At 39.6% G+C, this 21,590-nt stretch carries 18 protein-coding genes, 1 tRNA gene and 2 pseudogenes; 10 read left to right on the top strand and 11 right to left on the bottom strand.

What is annotated here, in order from left to right; translation table 11 throughout:
• Together HPB14_RS02515 and HPB14_RS02510 are read right to left on the bottom strand one after the other, a co-directional pair.
• Window positions 1-789 carry a spermidine synthase gene (locus HPB14_RS02515; RefSeq protein ID WP_000265090.1) on the bottom strand — a complete coding sequence of 263 codons (789 nt, stop codon included), beginning with the start codon at window positions 787-789 and terminating at the stop codon, window positions 1-3.
• An 87-nt stretch (window positions 790-876) separates the two neighbouring features.
• A complete protein-coding gene (locus HPB14_RS02510) occupies window positions 877-1,755 on the bottom strand; it encodes a hypothetical protein (protein ID WP_000480414.1) in 879 nt (292 codons plus the stop codon).
• Between the two features lie 76 nt (window positions 1,756-1,831).
• Between HPB14_RS02510 and der the strand changes: the two genes are divergently transcribed.
• The 9 genes from der to HPB14_RS02465 all read left to right on the top strand — a co-directional run bounded on the left by der (window position 1,832) and on the right by HPB14_RS02465 (window position 10,328).
• Window positions 1,832-3,220, top strand: coding sequence for a ribosome biogenesis GTPase Der (der, locus tag HPB14_RS02505; RefSeq protein ID WP_001097761.1), 1,389 nt, complete (start codon window positions 1,832-1,834; stop codon window positions 3,218-3,220).
• Between the two features lie 140 nt (window positions 3,221-3,360).
• Entirely contained in the window at window positions 3,361-3,645 is a 285-nt protein-coding gene (locus tag HPB14_RS02500; protein ID WP_001029077.1) for an HU family DNA-binding protein, read from the top strand.
• A gap of 56 nt (window positions 3,646-3,701) precedes the next feature.
• A tRNA-Arg gene (locus tag HPB14_RS02495) sits at window positions 3,702-3,778 on the top strand.
• A 549-nt stretch (window positions 3,779-4,327) separates the two neighbouring features.
• Complete coding sequence (locus HPB14_RS02490; protein WP_001236599.1) at window positions 4,328-4,933, top strand: LPP20 family lipoprotein; 606 nt, start codon at window positions 4,328-4,330, stop codon at window positions 4,931-4,933.
• 19 nt (window positions 4,934-4,952) lie between these two features.
• A complete protein-coding gene (locus HPB14_RS02485) occupies window positions 4,953-5,570 on the top strand; it encodes an HP0838 family lipoprotein (protein WP_001268507.1) in 618 nt (205 codons plus the stop codon).
• Window positions 5,567-7,330: an OmpP1/FadL family transporter gene (locus HPB14_RS02480; RefSeq protein ID WP_000788042.1), complete on the top strand. Its 1,764-nt coding sequence runs from the start codon at window positions 5,567-5,569 to the stop codon at window positions 7,328-7,330. Before HPB14_RS02485 ends, HPB14_RS02480 begins: the two co-directional genes overlap by 4 nt.
• Window positions 7,331-7,333: 3 nt before the next feature.
• Complete coding sequence (pseB, locus tag HPB14_RS02475; protein WP_000886527.1) at window positions 7,334-8,317, top strand: UDP-N-acetylglucosamine 4,6-dehydratase (inverting); 984 nt, start codon at window positions 7,334-7,336, stop codon at window positions 8,315-8,317.
• The gene (coaBC, locus tag HPB14_RS02470; RefSeq protein WP_001009973.1) at window positions 8,314-9,591 is read left to right on the top strand and encodes a bifunctional phosphopantothenoylcysteine decarboxylase/phosphopantothenate--cysteine ligase CoaBC; all 1,278 of its coding nucleotides are present in this window, start codon (window positions 8,314-8,316) and stop codon (window positions 9,589-9,591) included. The genes pseB and coaBC overlap by 4 nt, the downstream gene beginning before the upstream one ends.
• Window positions 9,591-10,328, top strand: coding sequence for a hypothetical protein (locus HPB14_RS02465; protein ID WP_000888422.1), 738 nt, complete (start codon window positions 9,591-9,593; stop codon window positions 10,326-10,328). Before coaBC ends, HPB14_RS02465 begins: the two co-directional genes overlap by 1 nt.
• Before the next feature lie 8 nt (window positions 10,329-10,336).
• On the opposite strand, the gene thiE is transcribed toward HPB14_RS02465, so the two are convergent.
• The 7 genes and pseudogenes from thiE to HPB14_RS08565 form a co-directional block, all read right to left on the bottom strand.
• Window positions 10,337-10,996, bottom strand: coding sequence for a thiamine phosphate synthase (thiE, locus tag HPB14_RS02460; RefSeq protein ID WP_000459020.1), 660 nt, complete (start codon window positions 10,994-10,996; stop codon window positions 10,337-10,339).
• Entirely contained in the window at window positions 10,989-11,798 is an 810-nt protein-coding gene (thiD, locus tag HPB14_RS02455; RefSeq protein ID WP_000708596.1) for a bifunctional hydroxymethylpyrimidine kinase/phosphomethylpyrimidine kinase, read from the bottom strand. The genes thiE and thiD overlap by 8 nt, the downstream gene beginning before the upstream one ends.
• On the bottom strand, window positions 11,795-12,574 hold the full coding sequence (gene thiM / locus HPB14_RS02450) for a hydroxyethylthiazole kinase (RefSeq protein ID WP_014658441.1): 780 nt from the start codon (window positions 12,572-12,574) through the stop codon (window positions 11,795-11,797). The genes thiD and thiM overlap by 4 nt, the downstream gene beginning before the upstream one ends.
• An 88-nt stretch (window positions 12,575-12,662) precedes the next feature.
• On the bottom strand, window positions 12,663-15,665 hold the full coding sequence (locus HPB14_RS02445; RefSeq protein ID WP_000119726.1) for an HsdR family type I site-specific deoxyribonuclease: 3,003 nt from the start codon (window positions 15,663-15,665) through the stop codon (window positions 12,663-12,665).
• Between the two features lies 1 nt (window position 15,666).
• A pseudogene (locus HPB14_RS02440) lies at window positions 15,667-16,248 on the bottom strand (restriction endonuclease subunit S); the annotation flags it as partial.
• 28 nt (window positions 16,249-16,276) lie between these two features.
• Complete coding sequence (locus HPB14_RS02435; protein WP_000429955.1) at window positions 16,277-17,842, bottom strand: type I restriction-modification system subunit M; 1,566 nt, start codon at window positions 17,840-17,842, stop codon at window positions 16,277-16,279.
• Window positions 17,806-18,005: pseudogene (locus HPB14_RS08565) on the bottom strand (type I restriction endonuclease). The gene HPB14_RS02435 and the pseudogene HPB14_RS08565 overlap by 37 nt, the downstream one beginning before the upstream one ends.
• An 18-nt stretch (window positions 18,006-18,023) precedes the next feature.
• Here HPB14_RS08565 and HPB14_RS02430 point away from each other — a divergent pair.
• Complete coding sequence (locus HPB14_RS02430) at window positions 18,024-18,707, top strand: phosphatase PAP2 family protein (protein ID WP_000230806.1); 684 nt, start codon at window positions 18,024-18,026, stop codon at window positions 18,705-18,707.
• A 216-nt stretch (window positions 18,708-18,923) separates the two neighbouring features.
• Here the strand turns inward: HPB14_RS02430 and HPB14_RS02425 are convergent, their stop codons facing one another.
• Together HPB14_RS02425 and HPB14_RS02420 are read right to left on the bottom strand one after the other, a co-directional pair.
• Window positions 18,924-19,880, bottom strand: coding sequence for a COG2958 family protein (locus HPB14_RS02425; RefSeq protein WP_000804186.1), 957 nt, complete (start codon window positions 19,878-19,880; stop codon window positions 18,924-18,926).
• Window positions 19,877-21,478 carry an ABC-F family ATP-binding cassette domain-containing protein gene (locus tag HPB14_RS02420; protein ID WP_000942130.1) on the bottom strand — a complete coding sequence of 534 codons (1,602 nt, stop codon included), beginning with the start codon at window positions 21,476-21,478 and terminating at the stop codon, window positions 19,877-19,879. The genes HPB14_RS02425 and HPB14_RS02420 overlap by 4 nt, the downstream gene beginning before the upstream one ends.
• Window positions 21,479-21,590: the final 112 nt, after the last annotated feature.

Below are 21,590 nucleotides of genomic sequence, written 5' to 3'. Positions count from 1 at the left end.
TTAAGATTTGATATTGTCTTTAAAGACTTCTTGTAAATTTTTAGGCAAAGCGAATGCGGCCCTATGAATGTCTTCGTTATAGTATCTCACGCTTTTTAGCGCTTCTATTTTTGGCGTCATGAGATCTTTTAAGGGGTGGGTTTTAAAAGAAGCGTAAATATAACCCTTATTGCTCAAAATCCTTAAGGGCGCTACAAAAGGCATGGCAATAGGAAAAAACCCGCCCATGTTTTTAAGGGCGTTTTGCATGCTCACATGCTCTAATAACGGGTGTTTGGCTACCGAAATAAACACCCCATCTTCTTTAAGCATTCTTTTTAAACCATCTATTTTATGAATATCCGGCTCTTGCAAGCAAAGAATCAAATCGTATTTTTTAATGTCTAAATCTAAGAGTTGTTTAGCGTGCGTGAAATTCTTATTATTTTTCACTTCATGGAAATGGGGGAAAAAACTAATGAAGCTATCCAAAATCTTTTCATCCGCTTGCACAAAATCTATATGCGTGTCGTATTTAAAAAGCTGGTAGGCTAATTCCAAATCAAACCCATCCACAATCAAAACTTCTTTAAGCTCTTTCTTGGTGCAACCCCCCAAATGAGCGAGCAACTCGCTTTCAATATGAAGAAAGTTTTTAAACAGCAATTGGCGGTTAAGCATCGCAATTTCACCAAAATCCTTAGATTTAAAAATCTCTAAGATATTATGCTCGCTTCTAACATCTAATAATTTCGCTTCTATGGTGTATTCTTTACGCAAATACGGCGTGATTTCTTGGGTGATCCACATAAACATTCCTTACTTTTTAACAATATCCATGCCTTATGAAATGCTAACATGCTACCCAAAAAAATCTAAATTGTCGTAATAAACGCCCTAACTTTGGCATTCTAAAAAAAGTTCCGTATCGCTCTTAAAGCGCTCTTTTTTAAAATCCAAATCAATACTGATGGCTTTATGCTGGCTGTCTAGTTTATCGGTTGAATGCTTTTTTAACACCATTTGACACTTTGAAATCTCAATGGCGCCTAAAGCCTTATCCCCTATCGTATAAAAATCATCGCTCTTTTTTTCTAATAAAAAGGATTCATAAAAGGGCCTTAAACTCAAATCGCTGTCATTGGTGGTATAAACATACGAAGAAATTTTGCCCTTAAATTGCGCGATTTGCGTTTTAGTGTCATTAAAAGTGAAAGTTTGGATCTGGCGATCTTTATCGTTTTGATCTTTTAAAAAACGCTTCAAGGCTTTGGATTTGATTTCTATCAACCATTGATCCCCTTCTTTACTCATGATAATATCCCCATTTTTTAGGGGGTAGAAATTTTGTTGGGAGTATTCAATGAGCTTTGGATTTTTGGCTTTTCTTTTCGGTTTGTAAAGGAACGGGTTTTTTGTATCGTTATTGGCAGTGTTGTTATGGGGATCATTTGGGTATAGGGGCGGGTTTTTTTCATTATTATCGCTTGGCTCATTCAACAAAATCACAGAAGTTTCAAGGTTAAAAGAATTGTCTTCATCTTTAGTCAGTTGAGCTAAAGCGTTTCTTTCCTCTATAGGCTGATATACCATGTTTTGTAAAAAAATCGTTTCGCTAAAGACTTCATAATCCGAATCCACATAGCTAGGGCGTTTAGAGCCGTCATTTTCTTGCTCTTGGGCTTTTTTTTGCAACTTAATAAACCTCTCTTGCGAGCAAGCTAAAAAGCATACTAAAACCATTATTACCACGCTTATTTTTTTGACTAAAAACAATACTAGACCCTTATTTAAGCTTTAAATAACTATAATATTGTAATCTAATTTTGATTAAATTGAAGCGATAAAAAAGATGAATACAAGCCATAAAACTTTAAAAACCATTGCGATTTTAGGCCAGCCTAATGTGGGGAAAAGCTCACTATTTAACCGCCTGGCTAAAGAAAGGATCGCTATCACTTCAGATTTTGCAGGCACTACACGAGACATTAACAAACGAAAAATCGCATTGAATGGCCATGAAGTGGAATTGCTAGATACAGGGGGCATGGCTAAAGACACTCTTTTGTCCAAAGAAATCAAAGCCCTTAATTTAAAAGCCGCTCAAATGAGCGATTTGATTTTATACGTTGTGGATGGCAAGTCTATCCCTAGCGATGAAGATCTTAAGCTTTTTAGAGAGGTTTTTAAGATCAACCCTAACTGCTTTTTAGTGATCAATAAGATTGATAACGACAAAGAAAAAGAGCGAGCTTATGCGTTTTCTTCTTTTGGCATTCCCAAGAGTTTTAACATCTCCGTTTCGCACAATAGGGGCATTAGCGCATTAATTGATGCGGTATTGAACGCATTGAATTTAAACCAAATCATAGAGCAAGATTTGGATGCGGATATTTTAGAAAGCCTAGAAACCCCTAATAATGCTTTAGAAGAAAATAAAGAAGAAGAGATCATTCAAGTAGGCATCATTGGGAGAGTGAATGTGGGCAAAAGCTCGCTCTTAAACGCGCTCACGAAAAAAGAAAGGAGCCTTGTTTCTAGCGTGGCTGGCACGACCATTGACCCCATAGATGAAACCATTCTCATAGGCGATCAAAAAATCTGCTTTGTGGATACCGCTGGCATCAGGCATAGGGGTAAGATTTTAGGCATTGAAAAATACGCACTAGAACGCACGCAAAAAGCCTTAGAAAAATCCCACATTGCGCTTTTAGTTTTAGATGTGAGCGCTCCTTTTGTGGAATTGGATGAAAAGATCAGCTCTTTAGCAGATAAACACTCTTTAGGCATCATTCTCATTTTAAACAAATGGGACATCCGCTACGCCCCTTATGAAGAGATCATGGCAACCTTAAAAAGGAAATTCCGCTTTTTGGAATACGCCCCTGTGATCACAACCAGCTGCTTAAAAACGCGCCATATAGATGAGATCAAGCATAAAATCATAGAAGTCTATGAGTGTTTTTCCAAACGCATTCCCACAAGCTTGCTCAATAGCGTGATTTCTCAAGCCACCCAAAAACACCCCTTGCCAAGCGATGGAGGGAAATTAGTGAAAGTGTATTACGCCACGCAATTTGCCACCAAACCCCCTCAAATCTCTCTTATAATGAATCGTCCTAAAGCCTTGCATTTCAGTTACAAACGCTATTTGATTAACACCTTAAGGAAAGAATTTAATTTTTTAGGCACGCCTTTAATTCTTAACGCTAAAGATAAAAAAAGCACCCAACAAAATTAAATTTTTTATGCGTTAAACCCCCTTAAAAAAGCGTTTTTGCTTGATTTATCTTTAGGATTTGATTATAATTACCGCTCAATCAGTCAGGCTAAGCACTAAATCGCTTGGTTTTGGCATCTATTAGAAAAGGGGTTATCCACATGAACAAAGCGGAATTTATTGATTTGGTTAAAGAAGCGGGTAAATACAACAGCAAAAGAGAAGCCGAAGAAGCGATCAGTGCCTTTACTCTAGCGGTAGAAACAGCTTTAAGCAAGGGTGAGAGCGTGGAGTTGATTGGTTTTGGCAAATTTGAAACCGCAGAGCAAAAAGGCAAAGAGGGTAAAGTTCCAGGAAGCGATAAAACTTATAAAACCGAAGACAAACGAGTACCTAAATTCAAACCCGGCAAAATCCTTAAACAAAAAGTTGAAGAAGGCAAGTAAATTTGATCCACTCAGCAAGGGGCTTATCAATAAAGTTTCTTGCTTTCTTATAAAATGTCCTTGTAGCTCAGCTGGATAGAGCGTATGATTCCTAATCGTAAGGTCGTGGGTTCGAATCCCGCCAAGGACACCATTCGCATTATTTTCACTATCATAGGGATTTAAAATAGTCGTTGTTTGTGTTGTTGATGAAAAAGGTAATTAAAAGAAATTAAAAATTTAACCTTAATCCTTAAAAAGCACTCAAAAAAATATTTTATTTTTCATCTTATTTAAAAAATATTCAAAGCATTTTTTACAATTAAAAAGATCTTTCAAAAAACAAGCGATAACCTCTTAAAAAGCACTCTTTAAGGGGTTTTTAGTTGTGGGTTGTAGGGGAGAATTTTTCAAAATGCCCCCTACTCTCTTAAAAAATGAATTTAAAAATCAAACTTAAAAAATGAGTTTTATCATAAAATAAAACCTCAAAACGATACAATCAAGCCATTAAAATCCCTTTTTTAAAAAATTGAGTGATCCCTATTAAAAATTTTAGGAAAGCCAAAAAATAAATCATAACCCCCTAGACTTTAAACTTAAAGCTCACTAGCCTTATAAGATTAGTTAAGAATATACGCATGACAAATCCCTTCAAAAATGATATAATAGACTTGATAAACTCATTTTAAGGAAAATGCCCATGCGTTTGCACACTGCCTTTTTTGGTATTAATTCATTGCTTGTTGCCTCTCTTTTGATAAGTGGTTGCAGTCTTTTTAAAAAGCGTAACACTAACGCTCAGTTAATCCCCCCTTCAGCTAATGGCTTGCAAGCCCCCATTTATCCTCCAACCAATTTCACCCCCAGAAAGAGCATTCAGCCTCTCCCAAGCCCACGCTTTGAGAATAACAATCAGCCCATCATTAGCTCTAACCCCACTAACGCTATCCCTAACACCCCCATTCTCACGCCTAATAATGTCATTGAATTGAACGCAGTGGGCATGGGTGTGGCTCCAGAATCCACCATTTCGCCCTCTCAAGCCTTGGCTTTGGCCAAGCGGGCGGCTATTGTTGATGGCTACCGCCAATTGGGTGAAAAAATGTATGGTATTAGGGTGAATGCTCAAGACACCGTCAAAGACATGGTTTTACAAAATTCCGTGATTAAAACGAGAGTGAATGCTCTCATTCGTAACGCTGAAATCACTGAGACCATCTATAAAGACGGCTTGTGTCAAGTGAGCATGGAGCTTAAATTAGACGGCAGGATTTGGTATCGTATTTTGAGCGGAGCGAGAGGATGAACCATCTTACTCTATAATCATGCGGTATTTTAAAAACGCTTTTTTATTATTTTTCATGACGCTTTTTTTTGTCTCTTGCTCCAAGCACCCTTTTTCTAAGCAAACCCCCAAAACTAGGGAGCAAATCAGACAAGAAGAAGCCAATAAAAAAAGAGAAGAGACTTTGAATGCCTTGCGCCAATTCAGGCTCATTTATATTAACACGCCGGTTTTTCGCTTTTATGATTACGGCACGATTAAAACCGATAAAGACCATAATATTGAAGTAACCCTTTACAAGCTCAGCCAAAGAGTGGGCGATATTTACATGACTAAACGGAACATTTGTTTTAGCCAAAAATGTTCGGCTAAATGGATTGCTGCAAGGGATTTGTTTGGTAAGGTGAGCTATGGGGATTTGTTTGATGACATTGTTTTAGGGAGGGATATTTTTAAGGGCTTAGGCAAGCGCCACCTAACCCCTGAATACGTGATCCAAAGGTTTCAAAAAAGCGGGGAAATTATCCTTTATGAAAGAAAAAATGGCCTGATTTCTTTCCAGAATTTGACGCAAAAAATTGCTATTAGGATTGAACCCTATGAGCCTTCTTTGCAAGATTTAGAAGACAATGAAAACGCTGATAGCGAGCTTCAATGAAAAACTTTTCCCCACTCTATTGTCTTAAAAAGCTCAAAAAACGCCATTTAATCGCTTTGAGCCTGCCCTTGCTTTCTTATGCCAATGGCTTTAAAATCCAAGAGCAAAGCCTAAATGGCACGGCTTTAGGCTCGGCGTATGTCGCTGGGGCTAGGGGGGCTGATGCTTCCTTTTACAACCCGGCGAATATGGGCTTTACTAACGATTGGGGTGAAAACAGAAGCGAATTTGAAATGACCACCACCGTGATTAACATTCCAGCCTTTAGCTTTAAAGTCCCTACGACCAATCAAGGCCTGTATTCGGTAACGAGTTTAGAAATTGATAAAAGCCAACAAAATATTTTAGGCATCATCAACACTATAGGGCTTGGCAATATCCTTAAAGCGCTTGGCAATACGGCCGCTACCAATGGCTTATCACAAGCAATCAATCGGGTTCAAGGGCTTATGAATCTAACCAATCAAAAAGTCGTAACCCTCGCTTCAAAGCCTGATTCTCAAATCGTGAATGGCTGGACGGGCACGACTAATTTTGTTTTACCCAAATTCTTTTATAAAACGCGCACGCATAACGGCTTCACTTTTGGGGGGAGTTTTACCGCTCCTAGCGGGTTGGGTATGAAATGGAATGGTAAGGGGGGGGAATTCTTGCATGATGTGTTTATCATGATGGTAGAGCTCGCTCCTAGCATGAGTTATACTATCAATAAGCGCTTTTCAGTGGGCGTGGGCTTAAGGGGGCTTTATGCGACCGGGAGCTTTAATAACACCGTTTATGTGCCTTTAGAGGGCGCTTCGGTTTTGAGCGCGGAGCAAATCTTAAATTTACCCAACAATGTTTTTGCCGATCAAGTGCCAAGTAATATGATGACTTTATTAGGCAATATTGGCTATCAGCCGGCACTTAATTGCCAAAAAGCCGGTGGGGATATGAGCGATCAAAGCTGTCAAGAGTTTTACAACGGCTTGAAAAAAATCATGGGTTATAGCGGTTTAATCAAAGCGAGCGCGAATCTTTATGGTACGACTGAAGTCGTGCAAAAGTCTAACGGGCAAGGCGTATCAGGGGGGTATAGAGTGGGTTCGAGTTTGCGTGTGTTTGATCATGGCATGTTTTCGGTGGTGTATAATTCTTCAGTTACATTCAACATGAAAGGCGGTTTAGTGGCTATCACAGAGCTTGGCCCTTCTTTAGGGAGCGTTTTGACTAAAGGCAGCTTGAATATCAATGTTTCACTCCCCCAAACTTTAAGCTTAGCCTACGCCCATCAATTTTTTAAAGATCGCCTAAGGGTTGAAGGGGTGTTTGAGCGCACTTTTTGGAGTCAAGGGAATAAATTTTTAGTAACCCCTGATTTTGCGAACGCCACTTACAAGGGCTTGAGCGGAACAGTGGCTTCACTAGACTCTGAAACGCTTAAAAAAATGGTAGGCCTAGCGAATTTTAAAAGCGTGATGAACATGGGGGCTGGCTGGAGGGACACCAACACCTTTAGATTAGGGGTAACTTACATGGGTAAAAGCTTGCGTTTGATGGGCGCTATTGATTATGACCAAGCCCCAAGCCCCCAAGACGCGATAGGCATTCCGGATTCTAATGGCTATACCGTGGCTTTTGGGACGAAATACAATTTTAGGGGCTTTGATTTGGGCGTGGCGGGGAGTTTCACTTTTAAGAGCAACCGTTCTAGTTTGTATCAATCCCCAAGTATTGGGCAATTGAGAATCTTTAGTGCTTCTTTAGGCTATCGCTGGTAAAACATGCTAGACAACAAAACGATTTTAATCACCGGTGGCACTGGGAGTTTTGGCAAGCGCTTTGTGCGTAAGGTTTTAGACACCACCAACGCTAAAAAAATCATCGTTTATAGCCGAGATGAATTGAAACAAAGCGAAATGGCCATGGAATTTAATGATCCCAGAATGCGTTTTTTTATTGGCGATGTCAGGGATTTAGAACGCTTGAATTACGCTTTAGAGGGCGTGGATATTTGTATCCATGCGGCCGCGCTCAAGCATGTGCCTATCGCTGAATACAACCCCCTAGAATGCATTAAAACCAATATCATGGGAGCGAGCAATGTGATTAACGCATGCTTAAAAAATGAAGTGAGCCAGGTCATCGCTCTAAGCACCGATAAAGCCGCTAACCCCATTAACCTCTACGGTGCGACGAAATTGTGCAGCGATAAGCTCTTTGTGAGCGCGAATAACTTTAAAGGCTCTTCTCAAACGCAATTTAGCGTGGTGCGTTATGGTAATGTGGTGGGGAGTCGTGGGAGCGTGGTGCCGTTTTTTAAAAAATTAGTCCAAAACAAAGCGAGTGAAATCCCTATTACCGATATCCGCATGACACGATTTTGGATCACTTTAGATGAGGGAGTTTCTTTTGTGCTTAAAAGCTTGAAAAGAATGCATGGGGGTGAAATTTTTGTGCCTAAAATCCCTAGCATGAAAATGACTGATCTCGCTAAAGCCCTAGCCCCCAATACCCCTACTAAGATCATAGGGATTCGTCCGGGCGAAAAACTCCATGAAGTGATGATCCCTAAAGATGAAAGCCATTTAGCCCTAGAATTTGAAGACTTTTTCATCATTCAGCCTACTATAAGCTTCCAAACGCCTAAAGATTACACGCTCACCAAACTCCACGAAAAAGGCCAAAAAGTCGCCCCCGATTTTGAATACAGCAGCCATAATAACAGCAAATGGCTAGAGCCTGATGATTTGTTAAAATTACTATGAATTTTTTAGAAGATTTGTTTTACCCCTTAAGATTGTTAGAAAACAAGCGCGTTTTATTGCTCGTGAGTGGCTCTATTGCGGCGTATAAATCCCTAGAATTAGTGCGTTTGTTGTTTAAAAGCGGGGCCAGTATTCAAGTGGTGATGAGTGAGAGTGCAAAAAAATTCATCAAGCCCTTAAGTTTTGAAGCTTTGAGCCACCATAAAGTCTTGCATGATCATAATGAAAAATGGTATTACAACCACCAAAACGCCTTGCACCATAACCACATCGCATGCGCTGCTAGCGCTGATTTACTCATCTTTGCCCCTTTAAGCGCTAACAGCCTGTCTAAAATCGCTCACGCTTTAGCGGATAATATCGTAAGCGCGACTTTTTTAGCTTGCGCTTCCCCTAAAATCCTAGCCCCCAGCATGAACACTAACATGCTCAATTCCCCTATCATTCAAAGTAATTTAAAACGCTTGAAAGATTCCAACCACATTATTTTAGACACCAAAAACGCGCTTTTAGCATGCGATACTAAAGGCGACGGGGCGATGGCTGAGCCTTTAGAAATCCTTTTTAAAGCCGCTCAAACGCTCCTAAAAGACGCTTATTTTGAAAACAGAGAAGTCATAATCATGGGCGGTGCAAGTATAGAAAAGATTGACAGCGTTAGAGTCATTAGCAATCTTTCTAGCGGGATTCAAGCGAGCGCATTAGCCCTAGCGTTATATTTTAAGGGAGCGAAAGTAACTTTGATCGCATCAAGCTTCCCCACTCCCTTGCCTAAAGAAATCACAAGCGTTCCCGTCAGCGATACTAAATCTTATGAAAACGCCCTGAATAACGCCGCTAAAAACTTGCAAAAGCATGCCTTAAAACCCCTACTCTTCAATTTAGCCGCCATTAGCGATTATGTGCCTAAAACTTCTTTTAATTATAAGCTTAAAAAAAGCAAAATCGGCGAAACCCTAAACATTGAATGCGTTCAAAATAAGGATTTACTGGCTTCTGTCAATCCTAACCAATTCGTTAAAATCGGCTTTAAAGCTGAAGACGACCAACAAAACGCTATCAAAAACGCGCAAAATCTTTTAAAACCTTCTCAAAATAACGGTAAGGATTGCTCTGTGGTTGCTTTGAATCTCATTAAAGATTCACGCCCTTTTGGCTCATTAGAGAATGAATTGTGGCTTTTTAGCCATAAAAAAACCCAAAAAATCCCTTCTATGAACAAATTAGAAACGAGCTTTAAAATCCTTGATTTTATCAAAGACAACGCCCTTTAATGTTAGAAGCCCTAAACGCCCTAAACCAGCTTAACGCCCTTCATTCCAAAAACGCCGCACACCATTTTAACGCCACTTTACCCATTCTTTTAAAGGTTTTAGAAAAACAAGATAAAGATCTTTTTCTTTTGCAAGTGGGTAATAAAATTATCCCCACCAGAAGCGAACAGGAATTAAAAATCAATCAGCCTTATTTTGCGACTATGCAAAGAAATCAGCTGGGCGATATTGTGCTTAAAAATTTAGTGCCTGCCCCAAAAATCTTAGACGCATTAAACGATTTGCCCGCTCTTGAAATGAAACAAATCAAAGAAATCTTAAGTGCCAAAGACAATACCCCTTTAAAAGAATACAAAGAGTTTTTGAGCGAAAAATTAGTCCATGCTAAAAATTCGCAAGAGTTTTTGAATACAGCCAACATGCTTTTAAGCTTGCAATCGCAGGTTTTAAGCTTCGTGATTGAAAACGAGCACAAAAAAGCCTTTTTACAGATGAAAACCAAAAAACAAAGCGTTGATTTTTACGCTCTGTATCCTAACTTGGGCGAAATTGGCGGCGTTATTTATTTGAAAGAAAAAGAAAAACAGCTTTTTTTAAAAACCACCCTCCAAAGGACTCAAGAGGTTTTAAAAGAGGCTCAAAACACCCTTTTAGGCTTTTCTTGCGTGGAAATCGTGTGCGAAAAAACCCCCATGCTTTTTGCCTTTGAAGAGCGCTTATTGGACACGCTGGGGTAGAAAAATGTTCATTTTTTTAAAAGTTTTTCAATTGCTAAGGCTTTATCTTTGGCTTGCGTGATCGCGCTAATGACTGCGATACCCCCATATTCGTGCAATTTTGAAGCGTTATCTGTTGTGATGCCTCCAATCGCTATGAGAGGTTTTTTTACCCCGCTATCGTGTATTTTTTTTAAAAGATTGACGCCTACAACTTCTTTAGCGTCTTTTTTAGATGGTGTGGGGAAAATAGGGCCTACCCCTAAATAGGCTACGCCGTCTAAATGGCGCGCTTTTAGGGCTTGCTCTAAAGTGTTAACGCTCAAACCGATAAAAAGGCGCTTTTTGCATAAAGTTATTACCTCTTCTATAGCCATGTCTTCTTGCCCCACATGCACGCCATCAGCCTTTAATTCTAGCGCGAGTTGCACCTCATCATTGACAATAAAAGGCGTGCCGTATTTTTGGCATAATTTTTGACACTCTAGGGCTAATTGCTTGATTTCAACAGGATCTTGTAAGGCTAAATCGCCTTTTTGGCGGAATTGAAACACTGTGATTTGAGATTGTAAAGCTAATTCTAAAGTCTCTAAAAGCGCGTTTATCCTATCGTTTTTGCCGCCCTTTATGTGGTAGAAGTCTTGCGAGCCAGCCACAAACATGAGTTTCAAACAATTCGCATCAAACAAGCTTTTTGATACTCCACAAATTCAAAGGCCCATGCCCATGCCCAATATTTAAGGGGTTTTGAATAATGATGGTTAAAAGCTCTTTAGCCTTTGAAATAGCGTTTTTCAAATCCAACCCTTGAGCGAGTAAGCCCACAATCAAGCTAGATAGAGTGCAACCCGTGCCATGCGTGTTTTTGGTGTTAAAGCGCTTGGCGTTTAGGATAAATTCAATATCTTCTAAAAACACCCAATCGTTGCTAAATTCCCCTTGAAAATGCTCTGTATGCCCCCCTTTAATCACAGCGTTTTTAACGCCTAAATCCCTTAAAACGCCCATCGCTTTTGAAGCGCTTTTATCGTCTCGCACTTGAACGCCTGTGAGCGCATAGACTTCAGGGAGGTTAGGGGTTAGTAAATTGGCTTTAGGTAAAAGGCGTTTTTTTAAGCTTAAAATCGCCTCTTCTTCTAAAAGCAAAGCCCCATTTTTTGCCACCATGACCGGATCTAAAACGCACAACCCAAAATCACAAGTTTCTAAAGTGTCCGCCACGCATTCAATGATTTGATTATTGCATAACGCTCCCATTTTGAACGCCTTGATAGAAAAATCATCTCTAATGGCTAAGATTTGCGCTTTCACGCTCTCTACACTCAATGGATAAACCCCATGCACGCCCTGTGTGTTTTGCGCGGTGATGCAAGTGATCACGCTTGTCCCAAACACGCCCAAAGTTTGAAACGCTTTCAAATCAGCCTGTATCCCAGCGCCCCCACCGCTATCGCTACCAGCAATGCTTAAAACTTGCGGATAAATTTTCACAACTCTTCCTTAATAAGGCTGTTTTCTAACTCTATGGGCAAGCTTAGAGCGTCTAAAAAATAAAACAAGAACGAACCATTGGAGCCGTTATTTTCTAACACTTTTTTTTGCGCACTAAAAGCGGCTTGTTTATAGAGCGCGCAAAGTTGCGCCATAGAATCTAGGGGGTCTTTTTTCAAACCTAAAAAGCTCGCGCACGCTGCACTATGCAAACACCCAGCCCCAGTAATGAGCGCTAAATACTCGCTCCCCCCAGTAATACTCAAAACTTTTTCCCCATCGCTCACGTAATCTGTTTTACCCGTCATTACCGCTATCACAGAATACTTTTGAGCCGCTCGTTTGATTATTTCTACAGGCGTGGTGGCATCATGAGAGTCTAACCCCTTACTTTCGCAAGAAATTCCCACCAAAGAGCCTAATTCGGCAGCATTACCCCTAAGTGCGCTAACCCCTTCGCTTTCTAAAAGCTCTAAGCTTGTATCATAGCGCAAAGCGCTCGCTGAACACCCCACAGGATCTAACACAATGGGTTTATTCAAAGCCTTGTAATGTTTGATAGCCTCTTTAGCGCATAAAATAGTGCGTTCATTGAGGGTGCCAATATTGATAGCGAGCGCGTCAGAAATTTTTGCTAAATCTTGCATTTCATCAATCGCATCGCTCATCAAAGGCGATGCCCCTAAGGCTAATAAGCCATTAGCCACAAATTGTGCCGCCACATAATTGGTGATATTATGCACTAAAGGGCGTTTTTGGCGTAATTCTTTTAACACCACAAGCCTCCTTAAATTTTCTTTTATTTTACAAAAAAATCCATTAAGCGGCGCTTGTCTTGAAATTGAGTGTAAAAGCGTTCATGAACTATTTTTCATCAACCTCATTTTTTTTAACCCCATCTTTCTTAAATATAGAACTAGTGAGATCAAAAAAGCGGTGGAAAAAACGAGAAAGGCTTGCAGCGACTTTTTCTTTCACCTCTTGATAGCGCGAATTTTTGTCAAATCTGGAGGGTTTTTCTTCAATGATTTCAGGGAATTTTGTCCCGCTGAAATTGATTTCACCCCCCTTAAAGGCATGCTGCATGAACGAATAGGCTTTTTCTTCATTCAAGCGGTTTTCTTCTATGATATTTTGGAATTCCTCTTCTCTTTTTTGGTGGATATAATCTTGAAAATACGCATGGACTTCTTGGTCTTTGTTGTATTTGTCAATGAAATCCATGATCAAATCTTTTTTATTCCTTAGCTCTATGCTGGAGTTGATGATCGGCTCTATTTGGGTTTTAACGCCTTGAATTTCCACCCCATGCTCTTTAGCGAATTTTTCAATCAAATTCAAAATATAGTCAATATTGACTTCCACTTGCTTAATGAGTTCAATTTCAAAAATCAAATCATCATTAATCTCTTCTTTATCCCTCCCTTTTTCTGACCTCATTGCATCGTAAAAATCAAGGTATTTGCTTTGATAGTCTTGAAAATCCCTGGGATTGATGTGATCGTCTTTTTTAAAATTTTCAAAGCTGTTTAAAATATTTTCCAATTTCAAAATCTTACCAAAAAGCTTGATGAAATCCTTTTTCTGGCTTTCTGAAATGATCGGCTCTTTTAAAGGGAATTCGCTTAAGAGCCTTCCAATCAAACCCTCATAGCCCTCGTATTCTTTATTATTATCGGTATAGCCTTTCAAATAATCTTCATATTTTCTTAATAGCGCAATAGATTGAGCGTCCTTGTTGCCAAAAAGCATGAGAGCGTCATTCAAATCCTGCTCTAAATCCCTAAAACACACGATATTCCCATGCGTTTTAACGCTATCTAGAATGCGGTTTGCGCGTGAAAAAGCTTGAATTAGCCCATGGTATTTGAGATTTTTATCCACCCAAAGGGTATTAAGCCTTGTAGCGTCAAACCCGGTCAAAAACATATTAACCACCATTAAAAGATCGATTTCACGATTTTTCATTTTTTGAGAAAGATCCTTATAATAGCTTTGGAATTTTTGATCCGAAGTGTCAAAAGAAGTTTTAAACATCCCGTTATAATCCGCAATCGCGCCCTCTAAAAAATCCCTTGAGCTTTTGTCTAGCCCATTAGCGCTTTCATTGTTTTCATCTTCTAGCACTTCAATTTCTTCATTAGCGCTATAACTGAAAATGGTAGCGATTTTAAGGTCGTGTTTTTCTTCTTTAAAGGCTTGGTAGTATTTTTTCAGCGCTTCTATACCAGAGCATGCCAGAATGGAATTGAATTTTTTATTTTTAGTGGCTTGATGGAAACGCTCTAAAATGCATTTAGTAATTTCTTTGATCCTCCTAGTATCTAAAAGCGCGTTTTTTTCATCAACCGCTCTAACCTCTTTATCCTTAATGCCCTCTTTAGCCTTAATGGTGTTATGGTATTCCACTCTAAAGGGCAAAACATTCTTATCCCTGATCGCATCAATAATGGTGTATTGGTGGAGGCATTTCCCAAATTTTTGCTCCGTCGTGCCTAAAGGGTTGTTTTTATCGCAATTAGCTGCAAAAATGGGCGTGCCAGTAAAGCCAAAAAGGTGGTATTTTTTAAACGCTTTAGTGATCGCTTGATGCATTGAGCCTAACTGACTCCTGTGGCATTCATCAAAAATCATCACCACTTCTTCATTAAAAATCGCATGCCCTTTAGAGTGGGCTTTAACGAATTTGTCTAATTTTTGGATCGTGGTGATAATGATTTTAGCACTAGGGTTTTCAAGCTGTTGTTTTAGAATCTTGGTGCTTGTGTTGGAATTAGCGCAATCTTTTTGGAATTTATCGTATTCTTTCATGGTTTGATAGTCTAAATCCTTCCTGTCCACCACAAACAAAACCTTTGAAACGCCTTCTAATTCTTTAGCTAAAGTCGCACTTTTAAAGCTCGTTAAGGTTTTACCGCTCCCTGTCGTGTGCCAGATATAGCCTCCGTTTTCACTTTTCCCATAAGTTTTACTATTTTGCGCGGCTTTGATTTTTTCTAAAATCCTTTCTGCCGCCACGATTTGATAAGGCCGCATCACCAACAAAACCTCTTCGCTTGTGAAAACGCAATAGCGCGTTAAAACATTCAAAAGGCTGCGCTTTGCAAAAAACGCCTTAGCAAAATCCATTAAATTCTCAATATTGTTATTCTTGCTGTCCGCCCAATAATTCGTGAATTCAAAAGTATCGGCTTTATGGTTTTTTTCCAGTTGGGCTATTCTGGTGGTGTTTGAATAGTATTTAGAGCTCGTGCCGTTACTGATGACAAAAATCTGCACAAAATCAAAAAGCCCGTCTTCAGTGCTAAAACTATCCCTTTTATAGCGCTTGATCTGATTGAACGCCTCTCTGATCGCCACGCCTCTTTTTTTCAATTCCACATGCACTAAAGGCAAGCCATTCACAAGGATACTCACGTCATAGCGGTTTTGATACTTCCCCCCTTTATTGCTGTATTGGTGGATCACTTGCAAGGCGTTTCTATGGATATTTTTCTTATCAATGATTTTAATGTTTTTGGTTTTCCCGTTCTCTAGCGTGAGATTAAAAATCGGATCTTCTTGGATTTTTCTCGTTTTAGCCTTATAGTCATCGTTTTTATTAGCGATGAATTGAGAATAAAGAGCGTCCCATTCTTTGGGCGTGAAATAATGATTATTAAGCTTTTCTAACTGCTCTTTTAAATTATCTTTTAATCCTTCTTCTTTGTAGATTTTTTTGAATTCATAGCCTTGTTTTTCTAAAAGCTTAATAAACGCCCTTTCTAGCTCTGCTTCGCTCTCATAAGCGCTTTTCCTTTCATTATCGCTATGAAATTCCGCTACTACCGTGCTTTCATTGCTTTCTGCGATAGTCTCATAACTCATGTTATTCCTTGTTTTGGAGGGGTTTGAAGGCCAGTAGTTTTTCTCGGTAATATTCGTATTGCTTTTTCCTGGCTTTTATTTCAGCGGGGATACCGGCTAATAAATCGGTGGTTAAAATTGAAAATTGATCCAAAATCTTAACGATCTCTTGTTGGATCTCTAGGGGTGGGATGGGGACTTCCAATTGTGAATAGCGAGAAATCCACTGCCTTGTATGTTCCCCACCGATATTATAAGGAATAGTTTGCATATAAAAAAAGATAAATCTAATGTTAATTGTAGGATTTTTTGAGAATAAGATTTTCATAGCGCTTGATTTTACTTTAAAAGGGAAATCAACCCATTGGGTCGCTGTTGTGAAATCGTCAAAGATGATAACCGGAGAGCTTTTACTCGCTTGATAAATATTGTCTTTTTCGTTTGTATAACCTAAAATAAAGGTTTTTCCTGCGGTTAAAACGGGGGTAGGATAACTTTTATCAAATTCTTTACTCGTTACGCAATATTTATTGGGTTGATCGTATTCTAGCACCTCCCCCAACTTCCTAAACTCCACCCCCTTAGGCACTAAAGTGTGGAGCAGTCGCTCTATTTTATGCATTTGGCCCCCTTTAAATTTCTAACTCTTTGATGATGGATTCAAGGCTGTTTCTTAAAGCGCTCTGTTTTTCCACGATTTGAGAAATCTCACTATTAAGCGCTTTAATGTCAATGATTTCTTTCGTGTCTTCTTGCTCCACATAGCGGTTCACGGAAAGATTGTAATCGTTTTCTTGGATTTTCTCTATATTGGCTAGAGCACAAAAATGCTTGATGGCTTTCCTTTCAATATAGGTTTGCAAAATCTTTTCTCGGTTGCGCTCTTTGAGCTTGTTTTTCTTGCCTTCTTTGACAAATTCCCTACTCGCATCAATAAAAAGCGTGGTGTCGTCTTTTTTGTTTTTCTTAAGCACTAAAATGCAAGTAGCGATATTCGTTCCAAAAAAGAGGTTATCCGGTAAAGCGATCACGCAGTCAATGAAATTCTCTTTCACTAAATACTCTCTGATTTTCTTTTCGGCACCGCCTCTATAAAGCACCCCGGGAAATTCCACGATCGCAGCAGTGCCTTGATTGGATAAATAAGAAAGCATGTGCATGGTGAAGGCGAGATCGGCGGCGTTTTTGGGCGCTAACACACCGGCTTTGCTAAAGCGCTCGTCGTTCATTAAAAGGGGGTTGTTATCGCCCACCCATTTAGTGGAATAGGGAGGGTTGGAAACGATCGCATCAAAAGGCTCATCGTCTTCATGCTTTGGGTCTAAAAGCGTGTCCCCTAGCGCGATGTGGAATTTAGAGTAATTGATGTCATGCAAAAACATGTTGATGCGGCAAAGGTTGTAAGTGGTCAAATTGATTTCTTGCCCAAAATACCCTTTTGAAACGTTTTTATCGCCTAGCACTTTAGAAAATTGTAAGAGTAACGATCCACTCCCACAGCATGGGTCATAAACTTTATTGATGCTCTCTTGGTTGTGCAAGGCGATTTTAGCGAGCAGTTCGCTCACTTCTTGAGGGGTGAAAAATTCCCCTCCGCTTTTGCCGGCATTGCTCGCATACATCGCCATTAAATATTCATAAGCGTCGCCAAAAACATCGATCCCGCTTTGTTGGTAGTCGCCTAATTGCATGCCCCCTATGGCTTGAAGGATTTTAGTCAATTTTTCCACCCTATTTGAATGAGAGCTCCCTAATTTGTTGCTATTGACGTCTAAGTCCGCAAACAAGCCTTTGACATTTTCTTCTGATGGAGTGCTAAGGCTGGATTTTTCTATTTCGTTAAAAATATTTTGCAGGGTTACATTGAGATCTTCGTTATGGGGCGCGTTTTTTAACACGTTACAAAATAAAGCGCTTGGCGGGATGAAAAAGCCTTTTTCTTCAATAAGCCCTTCTCTTGCACGCTCGGCCTTTTCATCGCTTAATGAAGCGTAATCAAAACTCGGATCGCTTTCTCGCTGATTGATGTAACGAGTCATGTTTTCTGAAATGTAGCGGTAAAAAAGAATGCCTAAAACGTATTGCTTAAAATCCCAGCCATCCACTGAGCCTCTCAATTCGTTCGCCACTTTCCAAATGGTGTTGTGCAATTCGTTGCGTTCTAAAAACGCTTGGTTATTGTTTGGGTTGTTTTCCATGATATAAGCCCCTTTTTGGTGTTTTTTTGATTGGCGGTTTTGTTTGGCGTTGGGCGCGCACCCTTTAGAGGTTCATTATAGCAAAGAATATTATTTTTTTATTCCTTGCGTTTTCTGTGCGTTTGTGGGGTAAATAAGCTATAATCGCCTTTTTTAAAGTCATTTTTTAAAAGGGGTTTGAATGGTATTTGACAGAACAATCAGCGTAAGAGAAAAAAAAGCGGCCAAAACGCTTGGGATTATTGGGGTGGTCTTTTTTATATTGTTTGGCATCGTAATAAGCGGGGTGGCTTTTCAAAAAGAGTGGGTGCAACAATTGGATTTATTTTTTATAGACTTGATCCGTAACCCTGCCCCCATTCAAAAAAGCGCGTGGCTTTCTTTCGTGTTTTTTAGCACATGGTTTGCGCAAAGCAAGCTCACCACCCCTATAGCCTTACTCATTGGCTTGTGGTTTGGGTTTCAAAAACGCATCGCTTTGGGGGTGTGGTTTTTCTTTAGCATCTTATTAGGTGAATTCACCTTAAAATCCCTTAAGCTTTTAGTGGCGCGCCCACGGCCTGTAACCAATGGCGAATTGGTTTTTGCGCATGGCTTTAGTTTCCCTAGCGGGCATGCTTTGGCTTCAGCGCTTTTTTACGGCTCTTTGGCGTTGTTGTTATGCTATTCTAACGCAAACAATCGCATTAAAACGATTATTGCTGTGGTTTTACTTTTTTGGATTGTTTTAATGTCGTATGATAGGGTTTATTTGGGGGTGCATTACCCTAGCGATGTTTTAGGAGGGTTTTTGTTAGGGATTGCTTGGTCGTGCTGCTCCTTAGCGCTTTATTTAGGGTTTTTGAAACGCCCTTATAATCAATAAAGGCTTTATTTAACCAAACACTGACAACTAAAATTTTTAAAATTCTATTTTTTGATAAAACTCATTCTCTTTAAGGGGATAGGGGGTATTTTGCGATAATACCCCCTTAACCCCCTTAAGAAACCCCCTAACCCCCAAGACCGCTTTTTCAATAAGCTATCGCTTGATTAAAATCAAGATCTTTGCTATTTTTTACAAAAACGCTTAAAGCGTTTTTTAAAAAGAAAGTGATGGGTTAGGGTATAACTCCTCTTTCTTTTTAACCTCATCAAATTCATCTTTATAGCGGTGTTGGTGGTTTGGGTCATAATCCACAACGCTTTTTAAAAAAACGCTGAATTTTTCATTTTTCGCGCTAAGCTCTGAAGCCACAGTGTAATCAATTTTTTCTTTGTATTTAGCGTTCAATAAAATAACGCTTTTATCCTCATCCGTTCTTAAATCAATCACGCCAATCCCAAAACTCGCATGCAAACGCTTCAATAAATCCATGAGTTTAGAATTATGCGTATCAATATGACGGCCCACTAAATACCCTTCATTAGCCCACGAGCTGTTAGAAATCGCTTGAAAATAACACTCCCTGCAATTATTCACGCTGATTTCTTTTTTCAATTCAAAGCTCACCAACTTAACGGGCAAAGTGTCAAATTTCTTAGAAAAAGCGATTAAATTTTCATTAGACCATTCAGCGTGCAAAAACCTAACCCCCACCATGTCCGGATAAAGCCACCTGTCCATGCCTTTTGGCGATTTTGAACTCTCTTCATGAAAAATGGTTTTCGTGTAGCATTTCAAATTTTCATTATGAAAAGCCATGTAAGTTAAAAAGGGGTGCAAATCCCTTTCATGCGCGATTTTATTATGCGCGATTTTAACGCTTGGAGCGCTTATTTTTTCAGCGCTTAAAACCGGCTCTTTAGCCGCACTGTTTAAAGCGATTAAAACCGGTTTTTCTTGCACTTTCAAAAAAGGCAGCTCTTCGCCCTTTTTTAAGGCTGTATAAATAAAGGCGCTAACGCTTTGTTGTGGAGTGTAACCCCCACAATCAAACATGCTTTCAATCTCGCCTTTTTCAAAAAGCTCTTTAGCTTTATCATAAACTTCAGTAGGCTTAATCGGTCCTGTGATCTCTAAAACGCTTTGAATGATTTCAATGTCTTGCGGTTTCATTTTTTGCTCGCTAAATACTCTTCATAACTGCCTTTAAAATCAATGATTGAAGCGCCTTTAGGGCTTGGGACTAATTCAATGATCCTATTAGCATACGCATCAATAAGCTCTCTGTCATGGCTTATACAAATCACTGCCCCATCAAATTTAAAAAGCGCTTCGCCTAAAGCAATAATCGCTTCTAAATCCAAATGGTTGGTTGGCTCATCTAAGACTAAAAAATTCCCCCCCTCTAACATGAGCTTGGATAAAACCATTCTATGTTTTTCGCCTCCGCTTAAAGCGTTCACGCATTTTTCTTGCTCTTCGCCATTAAAAAGCATTCTCCCTAAAGCGTTCCTAACCTCTGCGCTTTCAATCTTTTTATTGAAATTAAAGAGCCATTGATACAAGGTCTCTTCCCCGCTAATTTCTTCGCTCACGTTTTGAGGGAAATAGCCTTTTGAAACGGTCGCGCCCCATTTCACCACGCCCTTATCAGGCTTTAATTCTTCTACTAAAATTTTACAAAGCGTGGATTTACCCACGCCGTTTGGCCCTATGAGAGCGATTTTATCTTTAGGCATCACTTTCAAGCTCACTTGATTTAAAACCATTTGCCCATCATAACTTTTAGAGACGTTTTCGCATTCTAAAGCTTCATTACCAATGGTGCGTTTGGGTTTAAAAATAATGCTAGGATCCCTCCTGCTAGATACCGCTAAGCTTTGAATGTCTAATTTATCCAGTTGTTTTTGGCGGCTGGTGGCTTGCTTGGCTTTAGAAGCGTTAGCGCTAAAACGCGCGATAAACTTTTCCAGCTCTTCTTTTTCTTTGAGTTTTTTATTGCGTTCGGCCTCTTGCTGTTTAGCGATCAGAGTGGAAGCGATATACCAATCGTCATAATTCCCGCTGAATTCGCGCACGCTGTGGAAATCCAAATCCAAAATGTGCGTGCATACCGCATTTAAAAAATGCCTGTCATGGCTGATGACTACCATCGTGCCTTCATGGCGTTTGAGGTTGTTTTCTAGCCATTCAATGGCGTTTAAATCCAGGTTGTTAGTCGGCTCATCTAAAAGCAAAATATCCGGTTTAGGGAATAAAACTTGAGCGAGAAGGATTTTAAATTTATCGCTGCTTGGCAAGGTTTTCATCAAATCGTTGTGTTTAGAACTAGGAATGCCTAAATCTTCTAGGATTTTTTCAATCACCACTTCGCATTCATACATGGGATCTTCTTCCACGCAAATGGTTTCTAACTCCCCTAATCTCGCATTCACTTTATCATCGCTCAAATCGCCTTCGGTGTATAAGCGCTCTTTTTCTTTGATAGCGTCATACAAACGCTTATTGCCTATCAAAACCGCATCTTTAAGGCTCAAATCTTCAAAAGCGTATTGATCCTGCCCTAAAACCCCCATTCTCATCCCGCTCGTGATAATGACTTCCCCACTGCTACAATCAATGCTCTTGCTTAAAATCTTTAAAAAAGTGGACTTTCCTGCGCCATTAGCCCCAATCAGCCCGTAGCGTTTGTTTTTATCCAGCTTGATATTCACATTCTCAAACAATTTTTTAGTCGCATAGCGTTGCGTTAAGTTGATGGTTTGTAGCATCTTATGATTTCCTTATTTTTTGTGATTAGAGAAAGTTTATTGTAGCGTTTTCTTTGCAATATTGTAACCCTTGCTTATTATGGTTATTCATAAGGCCTTTGACGCCCAAAAT

The sequence above is a fragment of the Helicobacter pylori HUP-B14 genome (assembly GCF_000259235.1).
GTDB classification, from domain to species: Bacteria; Campylobacterota; Campylobacteria; order Campylobacterales; family Helicobacteraceae; genus Helicobacter; species Helicobacter pylori_CU.
The sequence above is the reverse complement of the archived record's forward strand: the minus strand, read 5'-3'. Positions and strand labels throughout refer to the sequence as shown.